21 protein-coding genes are annotated in these 23,499 nt (G+C 42.3%); 15 read left to right on the top strand and 6 right to left on the bottom strand.

The window, feature by feature from the left end; all coding sequences use genetic code 11:
• Window positions 1-120 precede the first annotated feature (120 nt).
• The 8 genes from NSP_RS16565 (at window position 121) to NSP_RS16530 (ending at window position 8,139) form a co-directional block, all read left to right on the top strand.
• A complete protein-coding gene (locus NSP_RS16565) occupies window positions 121-873 on the top strand; it encodes an alpha/beta fold hydrolase (RefSeq protein ID WP_006195138.1) in 753 nt (250 codons plus the stop codon).
• Window positions 874-1,178: 305 nt separating this feature from the next.
• Entirely contained in the window at window positions 1,179-2,213 is a 1,035-nt protein-coding gene (locus tag NSP_RS16560; RefSeq protein WP_006195139.1) for a chlorophyll a/b binding light-harvesting protein, read from the top strand.
• Window positions 2,214-2,321: 108 nt separating this feature from the next.
• The gene (locus tag NSP_RS16555) at window positions 2,322-3,281 is read left to right on the top strand and encodes a chlorophyll a/b light-harvesting protein pcb (RefSeq protein ID WP_006195140.1); all 960 of its coding nucleotides are present in this window, start codon (window positions 2,322-2,324) and stop codon (window positions 3,279-3,281) included.
• 127 nt (window positions 3,282-3,408) lie between these two features.
• Window positions 3,409-3,684 carry a hypothetical protein gene (locus tag NSP_RS27010; protein ID WP_006195141.1) on the top strand — a complete coding sequence of 92 codons (276 nt, stop codon included), beginning with the start codon at window positions 3,409-3,411 and terminating at the stop codon, window positions 3,682-3,684.
• Between the two features lie 60 nt (window positions 3,685-3,744).
• Window positions 3,745-3,990, top strand: coding sequence for a DUF7219 family protein (locus tag NSP_RS16545; RefSeq protein WP_006195142.1), 246 nt, complete (start codon window positions 3,745-3,747; stop codon window positions 3,988-3,990).
• 309 nt (window positions 3,991-4,299) lie between these two features.
• Window positions 4,300-5,316 carry a type I glyceraldehyde-3-phosphate dehydrogenase gene (gene gap, locus NSP_RS16540; protein ID WP_006195143.1) on the top strand — a complete coding sequence of 339 codons (1,017 nt, stop codon included), beginning with the start codon at window positions 4,300-4,302 and terminating at the stop codon, window positions 5,314-5,316.
• A gap of 389 nt (window positions 5,317-5,705) precedes the next feature.
• On the top strand, window positions 5,706-6,710 hold the full coding sequence (locus NSP_RS16535) for a transaldolase (protein WP_006195144.1): 1,005 nt from the start codon (window positions 5,706-5,708) through the stop codon (window positions 6,708-6,710).
• A 208-nt stretch (window positions 6,711-6,918) separates the two neighbouring features.
• Window positions 6,919-8,139, top strand: coding sequence for an acetate kinase (locus NSP_RS16530; protein ID WP_006195145.1), 1,221 nt, complete (start codon window positions 6,919-6,921; stop codon window positions 8,137-8,139).
• Between the two features lie 109 nt (window positions 8,140-8,248).
• Here NSP_RS16530 and atpC read toward each other — a convergent pair whose 3' ends face one another.
• The 4 genes from atpC to NSP_RS16510 form a co-directional block, all read right to left on the bottom strand.
• Window positions 8,249-8,662: an ATP synthase F1 subunit epsilon gene (gene atpC / locus NSP_RS16525; protein WP_006195146.1), complete on the bottom strand. Its 414-nt coding sequence runs from the start codon at window positions 8,660-8,662 to the stop codon at window positions 8,249-8,251.
• Window positions 8,663-8,767: 105 nt separating this feature from the next.
• Window positions 8,768-10,216, bottom strand: coding sequence for a F0F1 ATP synthase subunit beta (atpD, locus tag NSP_RS16520; protein ID WP_006195147.1), 1,449 nt, complete (start codon window positions 10,214-10,216; stop codon window positions 8,768-8,770).
• Window positions 10,217-10,475: 259 nt separating this feature from the next.
• Window positions 10,476-11,390 (bottom strand): choice-of-anchor L family PEP-CTERM protein, encoded by a 915-nt coding sequence (locus NSP_RS16515; RefSeq protein WP_006195148.1) that lies wholly within the window; start codon window positions 11,388-11,390, stop codon window positions 10,476-10,478.
• Window positions 11,391-12,021: 631 nt separating this feature from the next.
• Entirely contained in the window at window positions 12,022-13,647 is a 1,626-nt protein-coding gene (locus NSP_RS16510) for a DUF655 domain-containing protein (protein WP_006195149.1), read from the bottom strand.
• Between the two features lie 114 nt (window positions 13,648-13,761).
• Here NSP_RS16510 and NSP_RS16505 point away from each other — a divergent pair, with 114 nt between their 5' ends.
• The 6 genes from NSP_RS16505 to NSP_RS16485 all read left to right on the top strand — a co-directional run bounded on the left by NSP_RS16505 (window position 13,762) and on the right by NSP_RS16485 (window position 19,961).
• Window positions 13,762-14,913, top strand: a complete 1,152-nt coding sequence (locus NSP_RS16505; protein ID WP_006195150.1) for a cysteine desulfurase family protein — start codon at window positions 13,762-13,764, stop codon at window positions 14,911-14,913.
• Between the two features lie 9 nt (window positions 14,914-14,922).
• Window positions 14,923-15,081 carry a hypothetical protein gene (locus tag NSP_RS26365; RefSeq protein ID WP_006195151.1) on the top strand — a complete coding sequence of 53 codons (159 nt, stop codon included), beginning with the start codon at window positions 14,923-14,925 and terminating at the stop codon, window positions 15,079-15,081.
• Between the two features lie 27 nt (window positions 15,082-15,108).
• Window positions 15,109-16,365 (top strand): AAA family ATPase, encoded by a 1,257-nt coding sequence (locus NSP_RS16500; protein WP_006195152.1) that lies wholly within the window; start codon window positions 15,109-15,111, stop codon window positions 16,363-16,365.
• A 14-nt stretch (window positions 16,366-16,379) separates the two neighbouring features.
• Window positions 16,380-17,102: a hypothetical protein gene (locus tag NSP_RS16495; RefSeq protein WP_006195153.1), complete on the top strand. Its 723-nt coding sequence runs from the start codon at window positions 16,380-16,382 to the stop codon at window positions 17,100-17,102.
• A 122-nt stretch (window positions 17,103-17,224) separates the two neighbouring features.
• A complete protein-coding gene (locus NSP_RS16490; protein WP_006195154.1) occupies window positions 17,225-18,808 on the top strand; it encodes a DEAD/DEAH box helicase family protein in 1,584 nt (527 codons plus the stop codon).
• A complete protein-coding gene (locus tag NSP_RS16485) occupies window positions 18,738-19,961 on the top strand; it encodes a DUF790 family protein (protein WP_042201828.1) in 1,224 nt (407 codons plus the stop codon). Before NSP_RS16490 ends, NSP_RS16485 begins: the two co-directional genes overlap by 71 nt.
• A 154-nt stretch (window positions 19,962-20,115) precedes the next feature.
• On the opposite strand, the gene ccmS is transcribed toward NSP_RS16485, so the two are convergent.
• Together ccmS and NSP_RS16475 are read right to left on the bottom strand one after the other, a co-directional pair.
• Window positions 20,116-20,544, bottom strand: a complete 429-nt coding sequence (gene ccmS / locus NSP_RS16480) for a beta-carboxysome assembly chaperone CcmS (RefSeq protein WP_006195157.1) — start codon at window positions 20,542-20,544, stop codon at window positions 20,116-20,118.
• Window positions 20,545-20,578: 34 nt separating this feature from the next.
• Window positions 20,579-22,393 carry an ABC transporter ATP-binding protein gene (locus tag NSP_RS16475; protein ID WP_006195158.1) on the bottom strand — a complete coding sequence of 605 codons (1,815 nt, stop codon included), beginning with the start codon at window positions 22,391-22,393 and terminating at the stop codon, window positions 20,579-20,581.
• Window positions 22,394-22,551: 158 nt separating this feature from the next.
• Here NSP_RS16475 and NSP_RS16470 point away from each other — a divergent pair, with 158 nt between their 5' ends.
• On the top strand, window positions 22,552-22,938 hold the full coding sequence (locus NSP_RS16470; RefSeq protein WP_006195159.1) for a four helix bundle protein: 387 nt from the start codon (window positions 22,552-22,554) through the stop codon (window positions 22,936-22,938).
• The last annotated feature ends 561 nt before the right edge of the window (window positions 22,939-23,499 follow it).

The raw sequence follows: 23,499 nt of genomic DNA, 5'->3' as shown, positions 1-23,499 counted from the left end.
CCAGTTACCAGTCAAGAGACATAATTGGGAGTTAGCCGCTATAGGCTTTGATAACTGTTCATTATTTACTGATTTAAGTCTCTTGATAACTGTTCACTATTCACTGTTCACTGATTTAAAATGTTTGAATTATTCCATGTTCTTTGGTTAAATGCTAGTCCCAGTTTGAAGCGTTTTGATCAACCATTGCTTCAACACTTGTCTGGGTATTTGCAAATCGCTCAGTGGGAATATCAACAAACAAGGGATGAAGCTAGTTCTATAGATCAAGCTGTGCTGTTGTTGCATGAATTTTTAGCTTCTTACCCGGATGCGGTGCATTTAGGTGGTCATGGAATTAGTGGTGCGATCGCATTATCTTATGCTAAACGTTATCCTGAAAAGGTGCGATCGCTGACTCTCTTAGCTGTAGCTTCTCAACCCGCTAATACTTGGCAGGCTCATTATTACTTTCAACGACAAATGTTTACTATTAGCCGTGAGCAAGTTTTAGCCAATAGTGTTCGCAGTCTGTTTGGTAAACAACCGCCTCAAACCACTAAGAAGTTAATGACGGCTTTAGACAAGGATTTAGAGCGATCGCCTTCACCCCATTCTCTTTTTAAAATGGTTTATTTACCCAAGGGAGGCGTTTCTATGCCGATGCTGGTATGTGGTAGTAAAACTGATTCGGTAGTTAATCCACCTGCTTTAGATGACTGGCGCAACTGGTTAAAACCGGAAGATAGACTCAGAGAATTTCCCCAAGGTTATCATTTCTTTCACTATTTTCACCCCCAAGAAGTGGGCGAACAAATTTTGAATTTCTGGGGTTGTTACCAGAGGCGATCACTCACAATATCTGCACAACCTTTCACTACTTTTATACATTAATGAAAAACTAGAGGGAGATGAAGCAATAATTCATCTTCCCAATTGCTAAAAACAGTTTTTTTAGTGACGGCGTAGCCCGAAATCACTTATTTTTTGCTGCTTAATTTACGCACCTATTTAAATTATTAAGTTTTGTAAAACCCCCTTTCTTTTTAATAAATACTTGCAATAAATTAAATGCAGAATGCTGAACAATTGGTTCACAGATTCAGCAATATAGTCTGATTTCATTGGGAAACAACGTCAAGTCCTGAAAGTATCAACCAATTAATTGAGTCCTTTTAGCAACAAATACTAACGAAGCAATGCAGACATACGACAATCCCAACGTCAAATACGATTGGTGGGCTGGTAATGCCCGCTTCGCCAAGCTCTCTGGCTTATTTATCGGCGCTCACGTCGCCCAAGCCGCACTGACAACTCTTTGGGCAGGAGCGTTTACATGGTTTGAAATTTCTCGTTACAACCCCTCAATACCAATGGGTGAACAGGGGCTAATATTGCTCCCCCATTTAGCCACCTTGGGCTTTGGAGTGGGCGCAGGTGGTCAAGTTGTCGATACTTATCCCTATTTTGTTATCGGTGCTTTACATTTAATCTCCTCAGCCGTTCTTGGTGCTGGGGCGCTGTTCCATACTTTCAAAGCTCCCAGAAATTTAGAAAATGCTAAGGGTCAAGCGCGTAAATTTCATTTTGAATGGGATGATCCTAAACAACTGGGTTTAATCTTAGGACACCACCTCTTGTTTTTAGGCGTAGCAGCTTTATTGCTGGTAGGTAAAGCCATGTTTTGGGGAGGAATTTATGACACGAATATTCATGATGTTCGCCTTGTAACTGAACCAACTCTCAATCCTTTTGTGATCTATGGCTATCAAACTCACTTTGCTACTGTTGACAATTTAGAAGATTTGGTTGGTGGTCATATTTATGTCGGTTTCCTACTAATTGGTGGCGGGATTTGGCACATTATTAAGGAGCCTTTTGCTTGGGCGAAAAAGCTTTTGATTTTCTCTGGGGAAGCGATTCTTTCTTACTCTTTGGGTGGTATCGCTGTGGCGGGATTTGTTGCAGCTTATTTCTGTGCTGTGAATACTTTGGCTTACCCGGTGGAATTTTATGGTCAAATTTTGGACGTGAAGCTTGGTGTTAGTCCTTATTTTGCTGATTCGGTTAAGTTGGCTGGTGGTGGTTATTCTGCTAGGGCTTGGTTGGCTAATGCTCATTTCTTTTTGGCGTTTTTCTTTTTGCAAGGTCATCTGTGGCACGCGTTAAGGGCTATTGGTGTTGATTTTAGACAGGTTGAAAGGTCTTTGAACGCTATTAGTAGCGAGTCGTAAGAGGAGGAGGAGGGAGGGTTTTTCTCTCTCTCTTATTTTATGTGTGTTTTTTAACGCAGAGGGGCGCTAAGTTAGCGCAAAGGTACGCGGAGTTTGGAGGTATGTGTTGTGACGGTTTCTATTGAGAAGAGTTTTGCGGCGGATACGAATTTATCTTGGTTGGTTGGTAATGCTCGTTTGACTGATTTATCTGGTCAGTTGTTGGGCGCTCATGTTGCTCATGCTGGTTTGATTATGTTTTGGGCTGGGATAACGACTATATCTGAGGTGCTGCGGTTTGTTCCTGGTGTGCCTATGTATGAGCAGGGGATGACTTTGTTACCCCATTTGGCAAGTTTGGGTTGGGGTGTGGGTATGGGTGGTGAGGTGGTCGATACTTATCCCTATTTTGTGATTGGAATGTTGCATTTAGTCGCTTCTGCTGTGTTGGCAGCCGGGGGTCTTTTTCATGTGTTTCGCTCTCCCAGAATTCTCTACAATGCTGGGGGACAGGTGGCGAAGTTTCACTATGAATGGAATGATCCTCAGCAGTTGGGTTTGATTTTAGGTCATCACTTGATTTTTCTGGGTTTGGGTGCATTTCTATTAGTGCTAAAGGCGATGTTTTTTGGCGGAGTTTATGACCCGAATTTTGGTGATGTTCGCCTGATTAGTAATCCCAATTTGGAGCCGATGACAATTTTTGGCTACTTGGTGGGGATGAAGGATGGTAGCTGGAATGTTTTGGGAATGGCAAGTGTTGATAATTTAGAAGATGTCATTGGTGGTCATATTTGGATTGGTTGTATTCTCATTATTGGTGGTGCGTGGCATATTCTTGTTTCTCCTTTTAATTGGGTAAGAAAGATTTTACCTATCGAAAATGGTGAGGAGATTCTGTCTTATAGCTTGCTGGGTTTAGCTTTAATGGCTTGGATTTCTGCGTCATTCGTAGGATATAACACAACTGTTTTTCCTAGAGAATTTTATGGTTCTGAACGTCTGGGTTTGGCAAACATTCAATTTTTTATTGGTGTATTGGCTTTCTTGGGTTACGTTTGGCACTCTTGGCGTTCGCGCCAGCGCTGACTTGTCAGTTCGCGTCAATTTAATAATTAATTAAGTTTCGCTCAACACTAGCTAAATAATTTGTCACGCCTGCGGTTCACAGCAGTCAACTGTAGGCTTTTTATTTGAATTTATTTGAGGCTCTCTCATGCTAGCTATGATTTTTTGCGCTTCATGTAGTTGGGTAATTGTAATTTTGTCTAGCTTTAGTATTTGGTTGACTTTGAAAAAAGGTACAAATCATTTAAAAAAGTTACATCAAATACCTTGCCATAATTGTGAATTTTTTACTAATGATTATCGCCTTAAATGCACAGTCAACCCAATTAAAGCTTGTTCTGAAGAGGCGATTGGTTGCATCGATTTTGAACCTAAGACTTGTAATTGTAATGCTTCTCAAAGGGTACGGCGCAAGCTTGGTTAAAATTTTATAACGCGATAATTTTTAATTTCTACTACTATTAACTTTCAAATCTAAACACCTATGAACCAGCCAAATAATTTCCTATCGGAATTATCTGATTTTCTTTATCCCCGACATCCATATTGCGGGGAGTTTAAACAAGAATACTTGGTGTTTAATGCTAATCTCCAAGATTTTTCTCAACGGGTAAGTTATATTTGCACTTTACAAACTGGTGGTAAGCTTTCCCCGGAGGAGGCTTACAAGCAAATTCAGATTCTTTGGAAACAGTTGAAAAGTAGTAAAAAAGACTTGGGGATTAGTTAACTATAAAAGCAGAAGCAAGGGTGATCAATTACCCATGTATCTGAATTCAGTAATTTAGTCTCGTAGTCGGGACTGGGTTATTGCTAATTTAATACGCGATATCGCCTGTCTAAAAATCCACAGTCAAACTTGGTAACATCATCTGTATAGCCCTACACCGCCTATGCTCACAGCCAGGGGAAACCTTAAAAGATGCCAAGTAAATATGCCTTAGCTAGTTAAAACTGTCAGGATCAAAAAGTAGAAAGTAAAAGTCATTTTCTTTTACTTTTCACCTTTTGTTCAACTCCCACAACAGGAGGTTTAATCTTGACTAAATTAAAAGTTGGTATCAATGGCTTTGGTCGGATTGGACGACTTGTGCTGCGCGCTGGCATCAATAACCCCAATATCGAGTTTGTGGGGATTAATGACCTCGTACCACCAGATAACTTAGCTTATCTATTTAAGTACGATTCTACACACGGTCAGTTGAGAAGTAAAGTTGAAGCCAAGCCTGATGGTATCGTCATTGATGGGCATTTTATCCCTTGTATGTCCGTCAGGAATCCGGCTGAGTTACCTTGGGGTAAATTAGGTGCAGATTATGTTGTCGAATCGACTGGACTCTTCACCGATTATGATGGAGCAGCAAAACATCTCCAAGCCGGTGCAAGGCGAGTCATAATTTCTGCGCCCACAAAAGAGCCAGATAAAGTACAGACGCTGTTAATGGGTGTGAATCATCACCTATTTAACCCAGCCAAAGATGTGATTGTCTCTAATGCTAGTTGTACAACAAACTGTCTAGCTCCCATAGCGAAGGTAATCAATGATAACTTCGGACTGAGCGAAGGGTTGATGACCACTGTTCACGCCATGACTGCGACTCAGCCAACTGTAGATGGCCCCAGCAAGAAAGACTGGCGGGGTGGACGAGGTGCAGCCCAAAATATTATTCCTTCTTCCACTGGGGCAGCAAAAGCGGTAGCATTAGTTTTGCCAGAATTAAAAGGTAAGTTAACAGGTATGGCTTTCCGGGTTCCTACTCCCGATGTTTCTGTGGTTGATTTAACTTTTAAAACTGCTAAAGCTACCAGTTACCAGGAAATTTGCGCGGCGATGAAGCAAGCTGCTGAAGGTGCGCTAGCGGGAATATTAGGCTATACAGACGAAGCCGTAGTATCCACAGATTTTCAGGGTGATACTCATTCGAGTATTTTCGATGCAGGTGCTGGTATTGAGTTGAATGCCAACTTTTTTAAGGTGGTGGCTTGGTATGACAACGAGTGGGGCTACTCAAATCGGGTGCTTGATTTAATGTTGTCGATGTCAGAGAAAGAATAACTCACTAGTACAGCATCGGCGTAAATAAAACCCCTAAATAATTCAAAAGTCTATTCTATAAGCCTTTTGACTTTTGACGAACGCCTTGCGGTGCGGGTGCTTGATGAGAGACGCGATAACCCCACAGACGTGATTTATCGCGTCTCTACAATAGAAATGGTTTGAGCCAATTGGTAAGTTGGAAACAACTGATTTAATTAAAGTGCATTCCATTGGACAGCCAATTTTGGGAGAACGCACCTAAAATAGGGCTGTGGCTAATTTCAGCTAGCCAATGTGGGCAATGTTTAAGAAAAATTGCCAAAATCGGAATTCTGAGGAACAGTCAAGAGTGTAAACAAGTAAGGAATTAAGTACGTCCGAAACCAGCACAACTCACGGAGAAAAATATGTCTAAAACTTTACTAGAACAATTACGCCAAATGACCGTTGTGGTGGCGGATACAGGGGATATCAAGGCTATTGAGAAGTTTACACCCCAAGATGCTACTACCAATCCTTCTCTGATTACGGCGGCGGCACAGATGCCCGAATATCAGGAAATTGTTGATCAAACTTTACTTCAAGCGAAGAAAGATGCTGGTTCGGCTGCTAGCCAAGCAGATATCGTGACTTTGGCTTTTGACCGTCTAGCAGTGGCTTTCGGTTTAAAGATTTTACAAATTATTCCTGGTCGTGTTTCGACAGAAGTAGACGCTCGTTTGTCTTTTGATACCGAAGCTACTGTGAGCAAAGCTAGAGAATTAATTGCCCAGTACAAGGCGGCTGGTGTCGATCGCGATCGCGTCTTAATTAAAATTGCCACCACTTGGGAAGGCATTCGCGCTGCGGAAATACTGGAGAAAGAAGGTATTCATTGTAACTTAACTTTATTGTTTGGTCTGCACCAAGCGATCGCCTGTGCGGAAGCCGGCGTTACCTTAATTTCTCCCTTCGTCGGTCGGATTCTCGACTGGTACAAAAAAGATACCGGACGCGATAGCTATCCAGCCGCCGAAGATCCAGGGGTATTGTCTGTAACCACAGTCTACAACTACTACAAAAAATTCGGCTATAAAACCGAAGTTATGGGAGCCAGCTTCCGCAACATTGGCGAAATTACCGAACTGGCTGGTTGTGACTTGTTGACCATTTCTCCGGGACTGTTAGCGGAATTGCAAGCAACTGAGGGAGAATTGCCACGCAAACTTGATCCTGCTAAAGCAGCAAACATGGAAATCAAAAAGATATCCGTTGATAAAGCTACCTATGACAAGATGCACGCTGCTGACCGCATGGCATCTGACAAACTAGCAGAAGGTATTGATGGCTTTACCAAAGCTCTGGTTTCTTTAGAAAAACTATTAGCAGAGCGACTAGCTAGCCTTGAAGGAGAAGCAGTGGCCAGCCATTAGGATGTAAATGGTAGAAGGTAGTTAGTTGTTAGTGGTCAGTTTTAATAAAAATATCAACCATTAACAACTGACCGCTTCAGCTGATTTCTAATTCTCATCAACATCTAAAGTTACCTCTATTACTTGACATACCTCCTCGTCCTCAAGTTCGAGGATTCCTTGGCGTTTTGCGTCTATCGCTTAGAGTTATTGAGTAAAAGAAAAAGTAATGAAAATACTAGTATTAAATGCTGGATCTAGTAGCCAAAAAAGTTGTCTGTATGAAATTGCGGATAATTGTTTACCCACGGTCGCACCCCAACCTCTGTGGTCAGGAAAAGTTAACTGGACTCAAGACCGGGGTGTGGCAGAAATTGAAGTGAAAACAGCTACGGGTGAAACGCTGCAAGAATCAATTTATGGCGACTCGCGACGCGCACACGTCGCCTATATGCTCTATACTCTGACTCGTGGTGCTACCAAGGTAATCGAACATCTCTCAGAAATTGATATGGTGGGGCATCGTGTAGTACATGGTGGTCAGGAATACAGAAAGAGTGTGGTAATCACTGAAGAGGTAAAACAAACGATCTCCAAATTATCGAGTCTAGCGCCAGCACACAATCCAGCCGCTTTAGAAGGCATAGAAGCCATTGAGCAAAGCTTGGGAGATGTCACTCAAGTAGCGGTGTTTGATACCGGATTTCATGCCACTCTCCCGGATGCCGCCGCCATTTATCCTGGTCCCTATGAGTGGGTAGAGGAAGGTATTCGCCGCTACGGTTTTCATGGTATCAGTCATCAATATTGCTCAAATCGTGCGGCTCAAATCCTCGACCGAGATTTAGCATCCCTGCGCTTAATTACCTGTCATTTAGGCAATGGTTGCTCGTTAGCGGCGATTAAAAATGGACGCAGTATTGATACGACTATGGGATTCACTCCCCTAGATGGGTTGATGATGGGTAGCCGTTCTGGTTCAGTTGATCCAGGGATTTTAATTTATTTATTGCGGCAATCTAACTACTCTGCGGAAAGGCTAGACTATGTATTAAATAAAGCTTCTGGATTACGAGGAATTTCGGGTGTATCCAGCGACTTACCCCAGGTGATAGCGGCGATCGCCCAAGGGAACTACCGCGCTCAACTAGCTTGGGATATGTACGTACATCACTTACGGTCTGGTATTGGCTCCATGCTAGCCAGCTTAGGCGGATTAGATGCATTAGTATTCACAGCAGGTATAGGGGAAAAATCGCCAGGAATACGCCAAGCAGCCTGTGAAGCCTTTAGCTTTTTAGGCTTAAAAATTGACCCATCAAAAAATCAACAACAGCCGATTGATCAAGATATAGCCACAGATAACTCTGCTGTGCGGGTATTAGTAATTCGGACTCAAGAAGACTGGGCGATCGCCCAACAATGTTGGCAACTCATGCAAAAAAAATAACCAAACTCCGCGTACCTTCGCGTTAACTTAGCGCCCCTCTGCGTTGAAAAACACCAAGGGGCGGGCAATCCTTGCCCACCCCACAAAACCAAAGTGTCTGTGTGTAATTTTAGACAGAACCGCCAGCCGCTTGGAAGCGAGCGCGGGCGCGTTTAAAGGCTTGGGTTGCCTGAATTTGGGCTTGTTTTTCGCCTGGAGTCACTTGATTGAGACGTGTTTGTGCTTGATTAAAAGCAGCACGAGCATCTTCAAGTTTAATCGCGTCGCCACGTTCAGCACCGTTCACCAGAATGGTTACTTCATCTTCTTCAACTTCAGCAAAGCCACCCAGTAGAGCGATCGCTTGCCAATCTTCGTTTTTGCTAGCACGGACGCGCATCACACCTGTATCCAAAGCTGTCAACATCGGTGCGTGTCCACTGAGAATACCTAACTGACCAGTAGTGCTGGGTAGAACTACTTCTTCAGCTACAGCATCCCATACTGTTTTATCTGGGGAAACTACACGAACGGTTAGAGTCATTTTTCAGTTGTCAGTTGTCAGTTATCAGTTATCGGTCATTGAATTATCAATGAACAGTTATCACTTTTTTTCTGATCACTGTTCACTGATAACTGTTCACTGAGCCTATCCTTTCATCTTCTCAGCTTTAGCGATCGCTTCGTTAATATCGCCTACCAAGTAAAAAGCTTGCTCTGGTAATTCATCCAATTCACCAGACAGAATCATTTTGAAGCCCTTAATGGTGTCTTCCAACTTCACATACTTACCAGGAGAACCGGTAAATACTTCCGCTACGAAGAAAGGCTGAGACAAGAAGCGTTCAACCTTCCGCGCCCGTGCTACGATCAGACGGTCTTCTTCAGACAATTCATCGAGACCGAGAATGGCGATAATGTCCTGAAGTTCTTTGTAACGTTGCAGAGTTGATTGTACAGCACGAGCAGTACTGTAGTGATCATCACCGACAATTTCCGGCTGCAACATGGTCGAGGTAGAACCTAGTGGGTCAACTGCGGGATAAATACCCTTAGAAGCCAAACCACGAGATAATACTGTGGTTCCATCCAAGTGAGCAAAGGTAGTTGCAGGTGCGGGGTCAGTTAAGTCATCCGCAGGTACATATACAGCTTGAATCGAAGTAATGGAACCCTCTGTTGTGGAGGTAATCCGTTCTTGTAATGCACCCACGTCGGTTCCTAGTGTAGGCTGATATCCTACAGCAGAAGGCATCCGACCCAACAGTGCTGATACTTCAGAACCTGCTTGGACAAACCGGAAGATGTTGTCAACAAACAGCAATACGTCCTGCTTACTCACATCACGGAAGTACTCAGCCATAGTCAAGCCTGACAGACCAACCCGCATTCTGGCTCCGGGTGGCTCGTTCATTTGACCATAAACTAAGGCAATTTTGGATTCGTTGAGGTTATCTTTGTTGATTACCCCAGATTCCATCATTTCGTTGTAAAGGTCATTACCTTCACGGGTGCGCTCACCCACGCCAGCAAACACAGACACGCCACCGTGTTGTGTAGCGATGTTGTTAATCAATTCCATCATGATGACGGTTTTACCAACACCAGCACCGCCGAACAGACCAATTTTACCACCACGTCGATAGGGGGTGAGAAGGTCAACAACTTTAATCCCAGTTTCAAACACTGAAGGTTTGGTTTCCAGGTCAGTGAATTTAGGAGAAGGGCGGTGAATGGGTAAGGTTTGTTCCGCATTCACAGGCCCTTGATTGTCTACGGGTTCGCCTAGAACGTTGAAAATCCGTCCCAAGGTAACTTTACCAACTGGGACGCTGATGGGAGCGCCTGTATCAACCACTTCCAGACCACGGATTAAGCCGTCAGTGGAACTCATCGCCACAGTTCGCACTTGGTTGTCGCCCAGCAACTGCTGCACTTCAACGGTGAGTTTGATTTCCTGTCCAGCTTCATTGCTGCCTTTGATGGTCAAAGCGTTGTAGATTTGGGGTAGTTTTCCACCGGCAAATTTAACGTCTACAACTGGGCCAATGATTTGGGTAATGTAGCCAATGTTTGTTTTTTCTGCTGTTGTTACCATGCTGCGCCTAATATTTGTAGCTATATTTCAGATAGGTTCTGGGAAGACATAAGATTATGCAATGTCATCTTACACTCTAGCACTGGAGGGGGACACAACTCCCTTAGTAATTCCTTAAAAAAGGAGTGGGGAGTGGTCCGTGGTCTGTGGTCCGTGGGGAGTAGGTGATATGATGTCCCTGTTTGGGAAACCTCAAAATAAAAAACTGCCGTGTCTTTCAATGGCAGTCCAAACGTTTTTCAATTAAATGGGTAATGGATTATACTGGAGCAATAGTTTTGTATTGTTGTTTGCGCTTCAACCCGGTAGCAGCACCAAAAGCACCGAATGCCAACAGACCCAAGATAGTGGTTGGTTCAGGAACAGAGGCGACTGGAGAAAGTACTGGTGTTGGTGTTGGCTCTGCTGCGAAAGTACCACCTTCAAAAAACACAGCCGAATCCAAAGCAGTATCAGATGTATCTGCAATTGCCAATTTAATTGTATTGGTACTACCAGGAACTAATCCTGTGGCTTGAGCAGTGAATATTGTGGTAAAACCATCATATTCAATATTGAAAGCGCCTGTGCTGTTGTCGATGAAAAACTGAGGGTTGGTAGCGTCAGTACCTATTGGGTTGCCACCATTAACAGTATTGATGGAAACTGGGGTGGTAGTTCCAGGAATTAAGGCAAGATTTTGCCCATTCAAGAAGAAAGCAAATACATCATTGAAAGGACTATTCACAAATTCGGGGTATTCTTCTGATGCAAAAACGTAGTTGAAGAAGAGATTCCCACTGTCTGAGACAAAATCAAATTCCAGAACAGAGGCATCTAAAGTATTTCCAGGAATTAAGCTGTCTAAGTCAGCATCTCCTGGTAAACCGTTGCTTTCTCCTGCGCTTCCAGCGTTATTTGGTCCGACTGCCAGGTTAGCGTCACCACTGGTGAGAATTATACCATTACCTATGCCTATTCCTGAAGATAAGCCGTTGGTGAAAATACCAGAAGCAGCAGGTGCGCCTGTGTATGTAGCATTGGAAAAAGTGATACCACTGCCCACAATTTGGTTAACTAAAGCGTTAGCCTCGTCAGTTGTATTAACTGTAAGGGCGTGAGCGGGAACTGTGGCTATACCTAAACCGACTAATGTGAATGTGCTGTGTGACAAAAATTTGGTCAATGAGTTCATTGTAATTTTCTCCCCAATAACTGTGAACTTTAACTATGGAAGTACATCTCAAAGGTTTTGGCCTAGTTTCCCGTGAAATTAAGCACCACTTCTAGGTGGTGACAAGGTAAAACTAAATGTTCAGCAGCGATCGCACGTACTGAAATCAGATAAATTCCTGAATAATTTCCACTTGTCTGACTTTTTACAATACCTTAGAGATTTTAACTTGATGACAGTCATACTTAGTTTTTTTATTTCACTAACTAATAGCTTCACCAGGGCATATCACACAATACTGGTGAATCTATATTTTTGCTACTAGTACACTGAATGTTTATATAAAAAATACATAATCAAGCTAGATGAAAAAATGTCTTAGACTTGGATATATCAAGTATTTTAGCGTATTTTCGGATATATAGACCCAACACACAATTTTCTGTTTATGAAGATTGTGTGTTGATTTGCTGAAGTTCTCACAAATCAGAGGCTTACAGGCTTAAGGTAAGAATGAGTATATCAAGACATCTGCTGTCAGAAATGTCCCAAGATGTTGCTGATTCATGGGATTATGTTTGTGATTTCGCACCCAGGCTGGAAAAGTATACCTTGAGCGCTACTGCCAAAACTTAATTCCTAGTCAAGATTTTTACCAAATAATGCGATCGCGCCATTTTTCTGTACTCTTAGTGCTAATTCCTGATACTCTGGTTAAATCTGCTAGAGATGTAAACTTTTGCTGCTGACGAGCAATTATAATTTTTTGGGCTAATTGCTCACCTATTCCCGGAAGAGTTACCAATTCTTCTAGAGTCGCAGTATTGATATTTACGGGTTTAATTTCTAGAAACTTGCTAGATGTCTGACTGATTATCTGAGGACATTGTTTTTCTTCTGCGGAAATTTTTTGTTGAACTGATAGCGGTACACCAAGTTTAGCATCAGCATAAAGACGGTTAAATTCTCGCACATAATGGGCGGCAATGGTCGGATTTTCCACTATTAATACTGTTTCATCATTACCATGATTGGCAGCTTTTGACCAATTATGAGAACCTGTAATTACTGTTTGTTGATCAATTACGCCAAATTTATGATGCAATAAATCACCTCTAGCTAAGGTAGGTACACCCACAGTAGTTAGGGGATTTTGCCAAGGATTATTATCTAGTTCATATTTACAATTATTACTCAGCGCTACTCCCATCATATCCATAGCGTCACTATAGTAACGATAAGCAAATTGTGAATCAATCAAAGCCCGGATAGAAACATTTTTTTGATGGCGGGTTTTAATAATATTAGCTAAACGCTGTTCAGAAAAAACAAACAACGCCATATCAATAGATTTAGTTGCGGATTTTAAAGTTTCTCCCATTAAACCATTGCTAGATTTATTCCAAGGTTGGGTGGAGGAAGTAGGCGAAAAATGGACTGTTATTTTGGTGTCACCTAATGTGATATTTTGAGGCGCTCGCATCGGTTTTTGCAACCCAAATCTACTATCTGGCTTACCTCCTGGGCCATCACCCCACATAATATTAAACTCCTCAGTAAATAAAACAGCTAATTCTGGGCTATCAATCTTTAAAAAATTATTGGCATTGCCTAAACTGCTAAGATTTGTATAATCGCCGTGAATATCACTCAAAGTAAAATTAGCCGAAGTTTTAATTACCCAACGATTATCCACAATCACAAATTTGTGATGCATTAAATTACTACCGGCTGAACCATCAGCCCGGTCATCTATCCAAGGAATTTTGGCATTATTTAAAATTATTAAAGCATCTCGTTGATTAATTTCTTCGGGGCTGAGTTGATTATCTTGGTTCAAGTCTACAAAATTACGAAATTCTTGATAACGGGCTTGTTCTCTAGGCGTTAACTTTTGAACTTCCGCAGGTGTTAAACTACTCAAAGGGCGACTGTAATTATCTTCTAAAATTACCCTCACTTTCACACCCGCTTTTTGTCTCTGGGCTAGTGCTTGGGAAATTTTAGGTAAACGTAATTCTTGAATGGCTACATCCACTGTGCTTTGAGCTTGAGAAATAGCATCAATAATCTGTTGTTCTAAGTTATCCCCCAGGCGAGTTTGCTGGCGGTAAGGTTCTTTGTATTCTGAAGCCTGAGAATGGTTAAAATAAACTTGAACTAAGGAATCTTGTGGTAAAGCTGCTAAAAGCTGATTTTGGGGTTGGGCTTTTTGACAAGCAATGGCGAAAATCAGAAAAAAAATCAGGAAATATTTTCTTGGTGGAAAAATCTGCACGGTAATTTGCTAAAAGTGGATTGGGGATGAACACATTTATACTATATCCACAGATAATCAAATCCACCTCTTAATACAGAAGTCTTCAGGTTTTTTCACAGAATTATTGATAATATGCAAATATATTTAGATTACAGCGCCACTACTCCCACTCGTCCAGAAGCGATCGCAGCTATACAGACAGTCCTGAATCAACAATGGGGCAATCCTTCTAGTTTACATGAGTGGGGACAACGCGCCGCCACAATTGTCGAACAAGCCAGAATCCAAGTTGCAGGTTTAATTCATGCGGCTCATCCAGAATCTATAGTTTTTACTGCTGGTGGTACAGAAGCCAATAATTTAGCCATTATGGGCATTGCCAGATTATACACTGTACCGCAACACATAATTATTTCCCAGGTGGAACATTCGGCTATTTCGGAACCAGCGCGGTTGTTGGAAATGTGGGGTTGGGAAGTCACACGCTTGGGTGTAGATACTAAAGGTAGAATTAACCCCCAGGATTTAACAGCAGCTTTGCAAAATAACACTGTTTTAGTTTCGGTGATTTACGGACAAAGTGAAATCGGTACTATCCAACCAATTATAGAACTGGGAAATATTACCCAAAAACATGGTGTTTTATTTCACACAGATGCAGTCCAAGCTGCGGGACGTGTACCCATAGATGTGCAGAAAATGCCAGTAGATTTACTCAGTCTTTCCAGTCATAAAATATATGGTCCTCAAGGGGCTGGGGCGCTGTATGTGCGTCCGAATATCGAATTAGTGCCTTTGTTGGGTGGTGGGGGACAAGAAATGGGATTGCGTTCTGGCACTCAAGCCGTACCTGCGATCGCTGGTTTTGGAATTGCTGCGGAATTTGCTGCCGTAGAATTACTGAGGGAAATCCCCCGGTTAATGAAGTTGCGCGATCGCCTATTTGCTAACTTAGCAGATATTCCGGGTTTAATTCCCACAGGCGATCGCGATCATCGCTTACCTCATCATGTGAGTTTCTGTTTAGAACACGCTGATGGTAAAAAAATCAGTGGTAAAGCCTTAGTCCGACAAATGAATTTAGCTGGTATTGGTATTAGTGCCGGTTCTGCCTGTCACAGTGGTAAACTTAGCCCTAGTCCTATACTCTTAGCTATGGGTTATCCAGAATCAGCTGCTTTGGGTGGGGTGCGCTTGACTTTGGGGCGTGATACTACGGAGGCTGATGTTGATTGGGTGGCGATGGTGTTTAAGCAGGTTTTGCGGAGACTGTCACCGGATTAGGTTAAAAATATGAATTTTCCTTCTCAACTCCAACAAAAAATTGAACAATGGGCAAGTATTCAGGGAGTTTCGACTGAAAAATTTATGTTGCAAGCGATCGCTAAAAAGATTAATGCTTTAAGTCAGCAAACAAGTGAAACAGTTGTATTTTTAAGAGTAGCAATGTAAAATTTTGGTCATCACTAAAAAAAAATTATGTTTAAACAAGTTACACTTAAAAACTTTAAAACGCATAAACTGACTACTGTAGAGCTTCATCCAGTAACCTTGCTGATTGGTAATAATAATTCAGGCAAGTCTAACCTTTTAACAGGGATACAACACTTTTGTAGGCTAGTAAGAAGAGGTCGTCCTGGAAATATTAATAAAACAGTTAATGTTCATAGAGACTTATATCCTCATCGTTATAGGCTAGCTGCTGATAATGAACCAATGGGATTTATAATAACTTGGAATAACTTAAAGGGAAGTATTATCTATGAAATGGAATTATATGAAAATAGGCATTTTCCAGAATCTGCTAGCTGCAAAGAAAAAATAACAATAAGGCTAGATAGTGCAGATGAAAAGATAATTACCAGTGGACATGACCAGTCAACTAACTTAATGGCTTTAAGGCAAGACCTTGAAGACAATGCATCTTTGCAAACAGCAGAAAAACAATTGTGTAAAGAGTTTTTTGGAGATTTTGCCAATACATATAGTTATCACTTTCAACCTGCTTTTCTCAAAGGTTTAGTTAAAGATGAGCAAATGGGGAATCTTGATGATGCTCCTCATGAAATAGGAAAAAGTGATTATATTAAAATTCCTGCTGAATTAGGTAGTACAGGGCTGGGACTGCAAGCAGTTGTTAAATATATTAAAGAAAAAGAGGAACGGACATTTACAAGATTTACAGCGTTAATGAGGAGATTTGAAAATAATTTTCAAGGTGTTCGCTATAATGAAAAAATTTCTAAACTGGTTTGGGAGTTTGATTTTGGCAGAAAAACCACTGTAGAGGAGTTCACTCCAGATTCGGTTTCAGATGGATTTATGAAAGCGGCGGCTATTAGTCTTCTAGCTTCTCTTTATAGACCACCAAGTTTAATACTTTTAGAAGAAATTGAAAATGGTGTAAATCCTGGGAATATTCAAGAACTAATGCATTGGATTTGGCAAATGACATCTCCAACTTCAGACGGATATACATCTCAATTTATTATTACTTCTCATAGTCCCTCTGTCTTACGTGAATTTCATAATTACTTAGATCATGTTTATACAGTTCGCTTAGAAAAACGTAATAGCACAAGTGATGTCAGAAATCTAAATACATCTCTGGAAACACTTGTAGGTATAGGTACTGTAGAAGGTGAGATAATAGATGATGAAACTACAGGGAAACGGATAGTACAAATACCAAAGTATCAATTAGCAGAACTTTGGTACTCCGGGACAATTGGGTAATTAGGTAAAATGTAATGCCAGAGAGAAATATAGGGATTATTGGAGATGGAGCTACTGATAGGGCGATTTTTAGAAAAATTTCTGAATGTATTCTATCTAATGGTTATGAAAATAATGTGACTCTTAACTATTTTGAATTAAAAAGGCAAACACTGCATGATCCAGTAGAAAAATATTGTAGAGAAGTGGGAAAATTAAATAGTGGTTGCTATCTAACAGGTAAACAAGCTGCCGATTTTAGAAATGCAGTTACACATACTCTTTACGGTGCTTTTGCCGAATTTGAAAAAGAAGTTACGGAAGTTAGTAACCGAGATATCATACTACTCACTGCTGATAGTGAACATACGCTTACTACGCCTGATGAATACTTTAAGGATTGGAGATTCAGTATATCTAAAATATTAGTAGGAGGAATAGAAACATTTTATGGAGTAAAGGCAATACAAGGTTATAAGCACGAAGATTTACCTTTAGTAATTCCACTTGTGACATTTCCCTCAACTGAGATATTTATCGCTGCCGCAAAAGACTTAATTGGCAAAAAACCGTGGAAGAACCCAGGAGAATTAAAACAATTACTTTACGGTACTAAAAATCTTCAAACTCTTCGAGAAGAAGACCTTCAGAGCAAAGCATTAGATTTTATAACAATGGAAAGTATAGGCAGAATTTTTTACCATGTTCCTGAATCTCGTACTTTTATTCAAACTTTATCTCTTGGGAAGTATTCGTGACAAGTTATTATAAGCAATTGTTACTTGTTAATAAACTTGAATAAATCGCCGAAAATTCTATATTATATATATCCAAATATTTGACAATTTATTTTCTGAATATATCTCTGGAAAATCCCTAAATGGCTCGTACACCCACTTTAAAATTTGATCGCGGTACATTAATTTTACATCCACCACCACGGGGTAAGGGTTGGATGGATTATGCTACTTGGGATGATCGGGTGGAAAAGTTTCGCATTCCCGCGATGAGATATCGAGCTTTGGTGGAAGCGCTACAAGCTGAAGATGTTTATTTTGTGGATGAGGCTAAGGAATTTTATCCGGTGGATTTAATTCCGAGTATGGAAATGGAACCTTATCCCCACCAAATTGAGGCTCTAGCCGCTTGGAAGCTGGGGGGAAGACAGGGGGTTGTGGTGCTGCCTACGGCGGCGGGAAAGACTTATTTGGCGCAAATGGCGATGCAAGCGACACCCCGGACTACTTTAATTGTGGTTCCAACTTTGGATTTGATGCATCAATGGTATGCTCATTTGGTAGCAGCGTTTCCTGATGCTGAGGTGGGTTTGTTGGGGGGAGGTTCACGCGATCGCACTGCAATATTAGTGGCTACTTATGATAGTGCGGCGATTCATGCGGAAACCTTGGGAAATAAGTATGCTTTGCTGGTTTTCGATGAATGTCATCATTTACCTACGGATTTTGGGCGGGTAATTGCGGAGTATGCGATCGCACCTTATCGTTTAGGATTATCAGCGACACCAGAACGCACTGATGGGAAACACGCTGATTTAAATATTCTCATTGGTCCGGAAGTGTATCGCAAGCGAGCTGAGGATTTGGCGGGGGGTGCTTTAGCTAAACACGAAATTGTCCAAATTAAGGTGAAGTTATCACAGAATGAGCGAGAAAGATACAATCAATTAATTCAAACTCGCAACGATTTTTTACGCCAATCTAAAATTTCTTTGGGGAGTATTCAAGGTTGGCAAATGTTTGTGAAAATGAGTGCGCGATCGCCTGCTGGACGTAGGGCTATGTTAGCACACCGGGAAGCGAAAAACATTGCTTTGGGGACTGATGGTAAGTTAAGAATTTTAGCTAATTTGTTGGCGGAACATTTCCCGGAACGGATTTTAATTTTTACGGCTGATAATGCGACGGTTTATAGTATTTCTGAAAAATTATTAATTCCGGCGATTACTCATCAAACTCCTGTGAAGGAACGCCATGAAATTTTAACTAAGTTTCGGGAGGGGGAATATAATACTTTGGTGGCTTCTCATGTTTTGAATGAGGGGGTTGATGTTCCTGCTGCTTCTGTGGCGATTATTTTGTCGGGGACTGGTTCTACTAGGGAGTATGTTCAGCGTTTGGGTAGGGTTTTGAGAAGGGGGAATGTGGCTAATAAGCGGGCGATTTTGTATGAGGTGGTGGCTGAGGATACTAGTGAGGAGGGGACTTCGGCGCGACGTAGGGGGGAAGAGAGGAGAAACGAACCGCAAAGACGCAAAGGACACGAAGGGAAGAGGGAGAAGAAGGGGAATTTGCAGGTTGTTTATGGGGGTGGGAAGGGTAGTACTCCTAAAGCTGCGGAACAGGTAGAGATTAAGTATTCAACGGATAAGAAGAATGTTACCGACGGATTTACTGAGTCATCGCCAAAACGGAGAGGAAATTATTCCGAAGAGGTTGAAGATTGATCACAAAAGTATGGAGTTGGGGAATGAGTTGATTGCTTGTTTTGAGGAGGCGAAGGGGAAGTCTCAGGGGGTGTTGGAACGTCAACTTTTGGATTTGGAAGGTGATGCTACTGATTATCGGGTGAAGCGGGGTTTGGCTTATATTCTTAAGAGTAGTTTTTGTACTTTTGAGGTGGTGAGTCCTCTGGAACCGCCTATGTTACGGGAACGGGTGTTTGCTTTGGCGGCGAAGTCGGTTCCTAGTGGGGAGTCTACTCAGGTAACTTTGACGAAGATTGCTGATGAGTTAAGTCAAGAATTGGAACGTGAGGTGTTGTTGGAACAGGTGCGCGATGGTTTATATGCTGATTTGGCTGAAAATAAGATTTTAACTAATTTTGATGCGCCTGGTCCGGTGGATTTATTAAATAGATATAATTTGTCTCAGGTACAGGGAATTTTTTATAAAGCCAGTAAGTTAGTTTTAAATGCTCATCGTAATGTTCCTGGGGAATATAAGCTGTTGTTTCGTTATTTGAAGTTGTTTCAATTAATGGCTTATATTGAAGGAGATGCTGACCACGGGTTTACAATTACCGTTGATGGACCGACGAGTTTATTTAATCCTAGTACAAGATATGGACTGGCGATCGCCAAATTAATTCCCGCGTTACTTCATGTCACCAAATGGAGTCTTTCTGCGACGTTGCAAACTCGTGATCCTTACACAAAAGCTTGGAACACGGGAAGATTTACCCTCAATTCCGAATGTGGTTTAGTCTCACACTATTCCAAGGGTAAACCTTACGATAGTATGCTAGAGTCATCCTTTGCCGATAAATGGGATGCACTTAAAACCGAGTGGGTATTAGAGCGAGAAGTGGATTTATTACCGGTTCCTGGTAGTGTAATGATTCCCGATTTTCGGTTAGTCCATCCTGATGGTCGTGATTATTTATTAGAAATAGTCGGTTATTGGCGACCAGAATATTTACAAAAGAAATTTTATCAAGTGCGGACTTCCGGCTGTGACAATTTAATTTTAGCAATTTCCGAAAGATTAAACTTAGAAAAAGCGGGAGTAAAATTAGATAACGTCCCCGCCAAAATTGTTTGGTTCAAAGATAAAATATTACCAAAAGCCGTATTAGCCGTAATCGAGGAAGACGTATGAAAAGTATAGAAACAATAGCCACAGTCACAAAAGACGGTAAAATCACAGTGCAATTACCACCTGATATCCCAGCAGGTGTTAGCTTTAATAACTTCTTTTCCTCACAATAAAACCCCTCAGCGAACCTTTGCGCTAACCTCAGCGAACCTTTGCGTTAAAAAAACTCCATCTGACTCATCCTCCCCTCCAACAAATCCAATAATTCATTGATATCCTTCCCCACCTCCTCAAAACAAACCGGAGGAAGAGGTTCAGGCGCAAACTGAATCAACTTCAATTCACCCTTACCAATCCCAATCATCACCACTTCCATTTCCGGCTTATGATGATCAACAATACCCAAAATTTCCTGAAGCCGATTATCAACCTTATTATTTAAATCTTCTATCGCCCCTTGAGGACAATAAATAAAATGTGGGGTTGGCTGCAAATCAATTCCCACAGTACCCTGACTATTGCCATTTTCCAACCACAACCCCCAAAAAAGCGCCGCCAAATCGCGCTGATTTTCCTTGACAAACCTATCCAACTGACCACGCCACTTGCTATTCCCTGTCTCCGGTTGACTACTTCCAAACATCATAAAATCTCTGCGTCTCTGCGCCTCTGCGTGACACCTATCTTACCCCACTTTGCACACGCCAGAGACCTGCATAAACCCCATCTTTATCCAACAAATCCTCATGAGTCCCCGACTCAATCAACTTCCCATGTTCCATCACATAAATGCAATCAGCATTACGGATAGTAGAAAGACGATGAGCGATCGCAATTGTAGTTCTATCTACTGTAATCCGGTCAAGCGATCGCTGAATAGCCGCTTCCGTTTCATTATCCACTGCTGAGGTAGCTTCATCTAAAATTAAAATCGGCGGATTCTTTAAGACTGCACGAGCGATCGCAATTCTTTGTCGTTGTCCACCAGATAACTTTTGACCACGTTCCCCCACAATTGTCTCATAACCTTGGGGCAGTTGCATAATAAATTCATGCGCCTCAGCCACCGTAGCCGCTTTCATTATCTCTGAATCTGTAGCCTCAAAGCTGCCATAAGCAATATTCTCAGCCACCGTACCATGAAACAAAAACACATCCTGACTCACCAAACCAATACAGCGCCGCAAATCCCGCAAATTTAAATCTGGTAATGCAATTCCATCTACGGTAATTTTACCAGATTTCACCTCATACAACCGCAATAAAAGTTTAACTAAAGTACTTTTACCAGAACCCGTAGAACCCACAATCGCAATTGTATTTCCGGATGGAACTCGCAAAGACAGATTTTCCATCACTGGTAATCTATCTTGATAAGCAAAACTGACATTGTGAAACTCCACTTCCCCCCGCACAGCATCCACAGGTAAAGCGATGTTTCCGGGATGAATTGCAAAAGGAGTGTCTAATAAATTCATCACCCGATTAGTAGAAGCCATCGCCCGTTGATATAAATCAAAGGTATCGCCTAACCTAGTTAAAGGCCAAAGTAAACGCTGAATTAAAAATATTAATACACTGTAAGCGCCTACAGACATTCTCCCAGCCACTGCTTCCATTCCCCCAAACAGGAGTAAAGCTGTAAAACTGATTAAAATCAACATCCGAATCAACGGAATAAAAGCCGCAGATAGTGCGATCGCTTTCGAGTTACTTTGTTTATAAGCTAGACTTTCTATCTCTAAACGTCCGGCTTCATACTCCTCAGCCGTGAAACTCTTAATCGTAGTAATCCCACTCAGATTATTAGACAAACGTCCATTGAGTAAACCTACCTTTTCGCGGACATCAGCGTAACGTGGTGCTAGCAACTTCTGAAAAGCTACCGAACCCCAGAGAATAAACGGCATCGGCAAAATTGCCATCCACGCTATACTAGGAGCCAAAACAAAAAATGCCCCGCCAATAATTACCACAGTTGTGGTGACTTGAATGATGTCATTTGCGCCCACATCCAAAAACCGCTCTAATTGGTTCACATCATCACTGAGGATAGACATTAACCCCCCTGTGCTGCGTTCCTCAAAATAAGCCAATTCCAACTCTTGCAGGTGTTTATATGCATCCAAACGCAAATTATGCTGAATCTTCTGTGCTAAGTTACGCCACAATAACTTATAGCGATATTCAAAAAATGATTCTAAAATCCAAGTAATCACGGTGAGTAGAGACAGAATCAAAAATTGCCCAAAGACATCTTGAACACCGAACTGAGCAATGATAGAATCCTGCTGCTGAACTACAACATCCACCGCAATTCCAATTAGTGCTGGTGGTGCTAAATCAAAAAGTTTATTCAGGATAGAACAAACAATAGCCAGCCAAATTTGTTGCCGATACTCGTGTCCGTAGTCAAGCAAGCGCTGAAGAGGATGTACTGAATGCCTACGTCTTTTTGATGCCTGATGAGATTTAAATGCTATAGCCACAGTCATTTACGGTTGCGTGACACTGATGTTACCACAATAAGAGGCAGGGGGGCAGGGGGCAGGGAGCAGGGGGGAGAAGAAGCAAGGGGGTAGGGAGCGGGGGGGGAGAAGAGGCAGGGGGGCAGGGAGCGGGGGTAAGATAGGTAAAAAAAGTAGCAGGGAACATGGAAAAAGAACCAATTAAAAGTCATGAAGACTTGGAAGTTTACAAAATGGCATTTGATGTTGCCATGAAAATTTTTGAATTATCAAAGAAGTTTCCTGTAGAAGAGAAGTATTCATTGATAGATCAAATTCGTCGTTCATCTCGTTCTGTTTGTGCAAATCTTGCAGAAGCATGGAGAAAGCGTCGTTATGAAGCAGCTTTTGTAGCTAAACTAAGTGATTCTGAGTCCGAGGCAGCAGAAACGCAAACTTGGCTTAAGTTCGCGGTTAAATGTAATTATTTAGACGTGGAAACAGGTAGAGAACTTTATGGAGCCTACAATCGCATTTTAAGCATTCTAGTAACTATTATCAACAACCCAACACCTTGGCTGTTAAAACGCTAATTCCCTCCCCCTGCGTCTTCTCCCCTGCTCCCTGCTCCCTGCCCCCCTGCCTCTTTTCCCCTGCGTCTTCTCCCCTGCTCCCTGCTCCCTGCCCCCCTGCATCTTTTCCCCTGCGTCTTCTCCCCTGCTCCCTGCTCCCTGCCCCCCTGCCTCTTTTCCCCTGCGTCTTCTCCCCTGCTCCCTGCTCCCTGCCCCCCTGCATCTTTTCCCCTGCGTCTTCTCCCCTGCTCCCTGCTCCCTGCCCCCCTGCATCTTTTCCCCTGCGTCTTCTCCCCTGCTCCCTGCTCCCTGCCCCCCTGCATCTTTTCCCCTGCGTCTTCTCCCCTGCTCCCTGCTCCCTGCCCCCCTGCATCTTTTCCCCTGCGTCTTCTCCCCTGCTCCCTGCTCCCTGCCCCCCTGCATCTTTTCCCCTGCGTCTTCTCCCCTGCTCCCTGCTCCCTGCCCCCCTGCATCTTTTCCCCTGCGTCTTCTCCCCTGCTCCCTGCTCCCTGCCCCCCTGCATCTTTTCCCCTGCGTCTTCTCCCCTGCTCCCTGCTCCCTGCCCCCCTGCATCTTTTCCCC

It is taken from the genome of Nodularia spumigena CCY9414, from assembly GCF_000340565.2.
Classification (GTDB): Bacteria; Cyanobacteriota; Cyanobacteriia; order Cyanobacteriales; family Nostocaceae; genus Nodularia; species Nodularia spumigena.
This window is presented reverse-complemented; position numbering and strand designations above follow the sequence as displayed.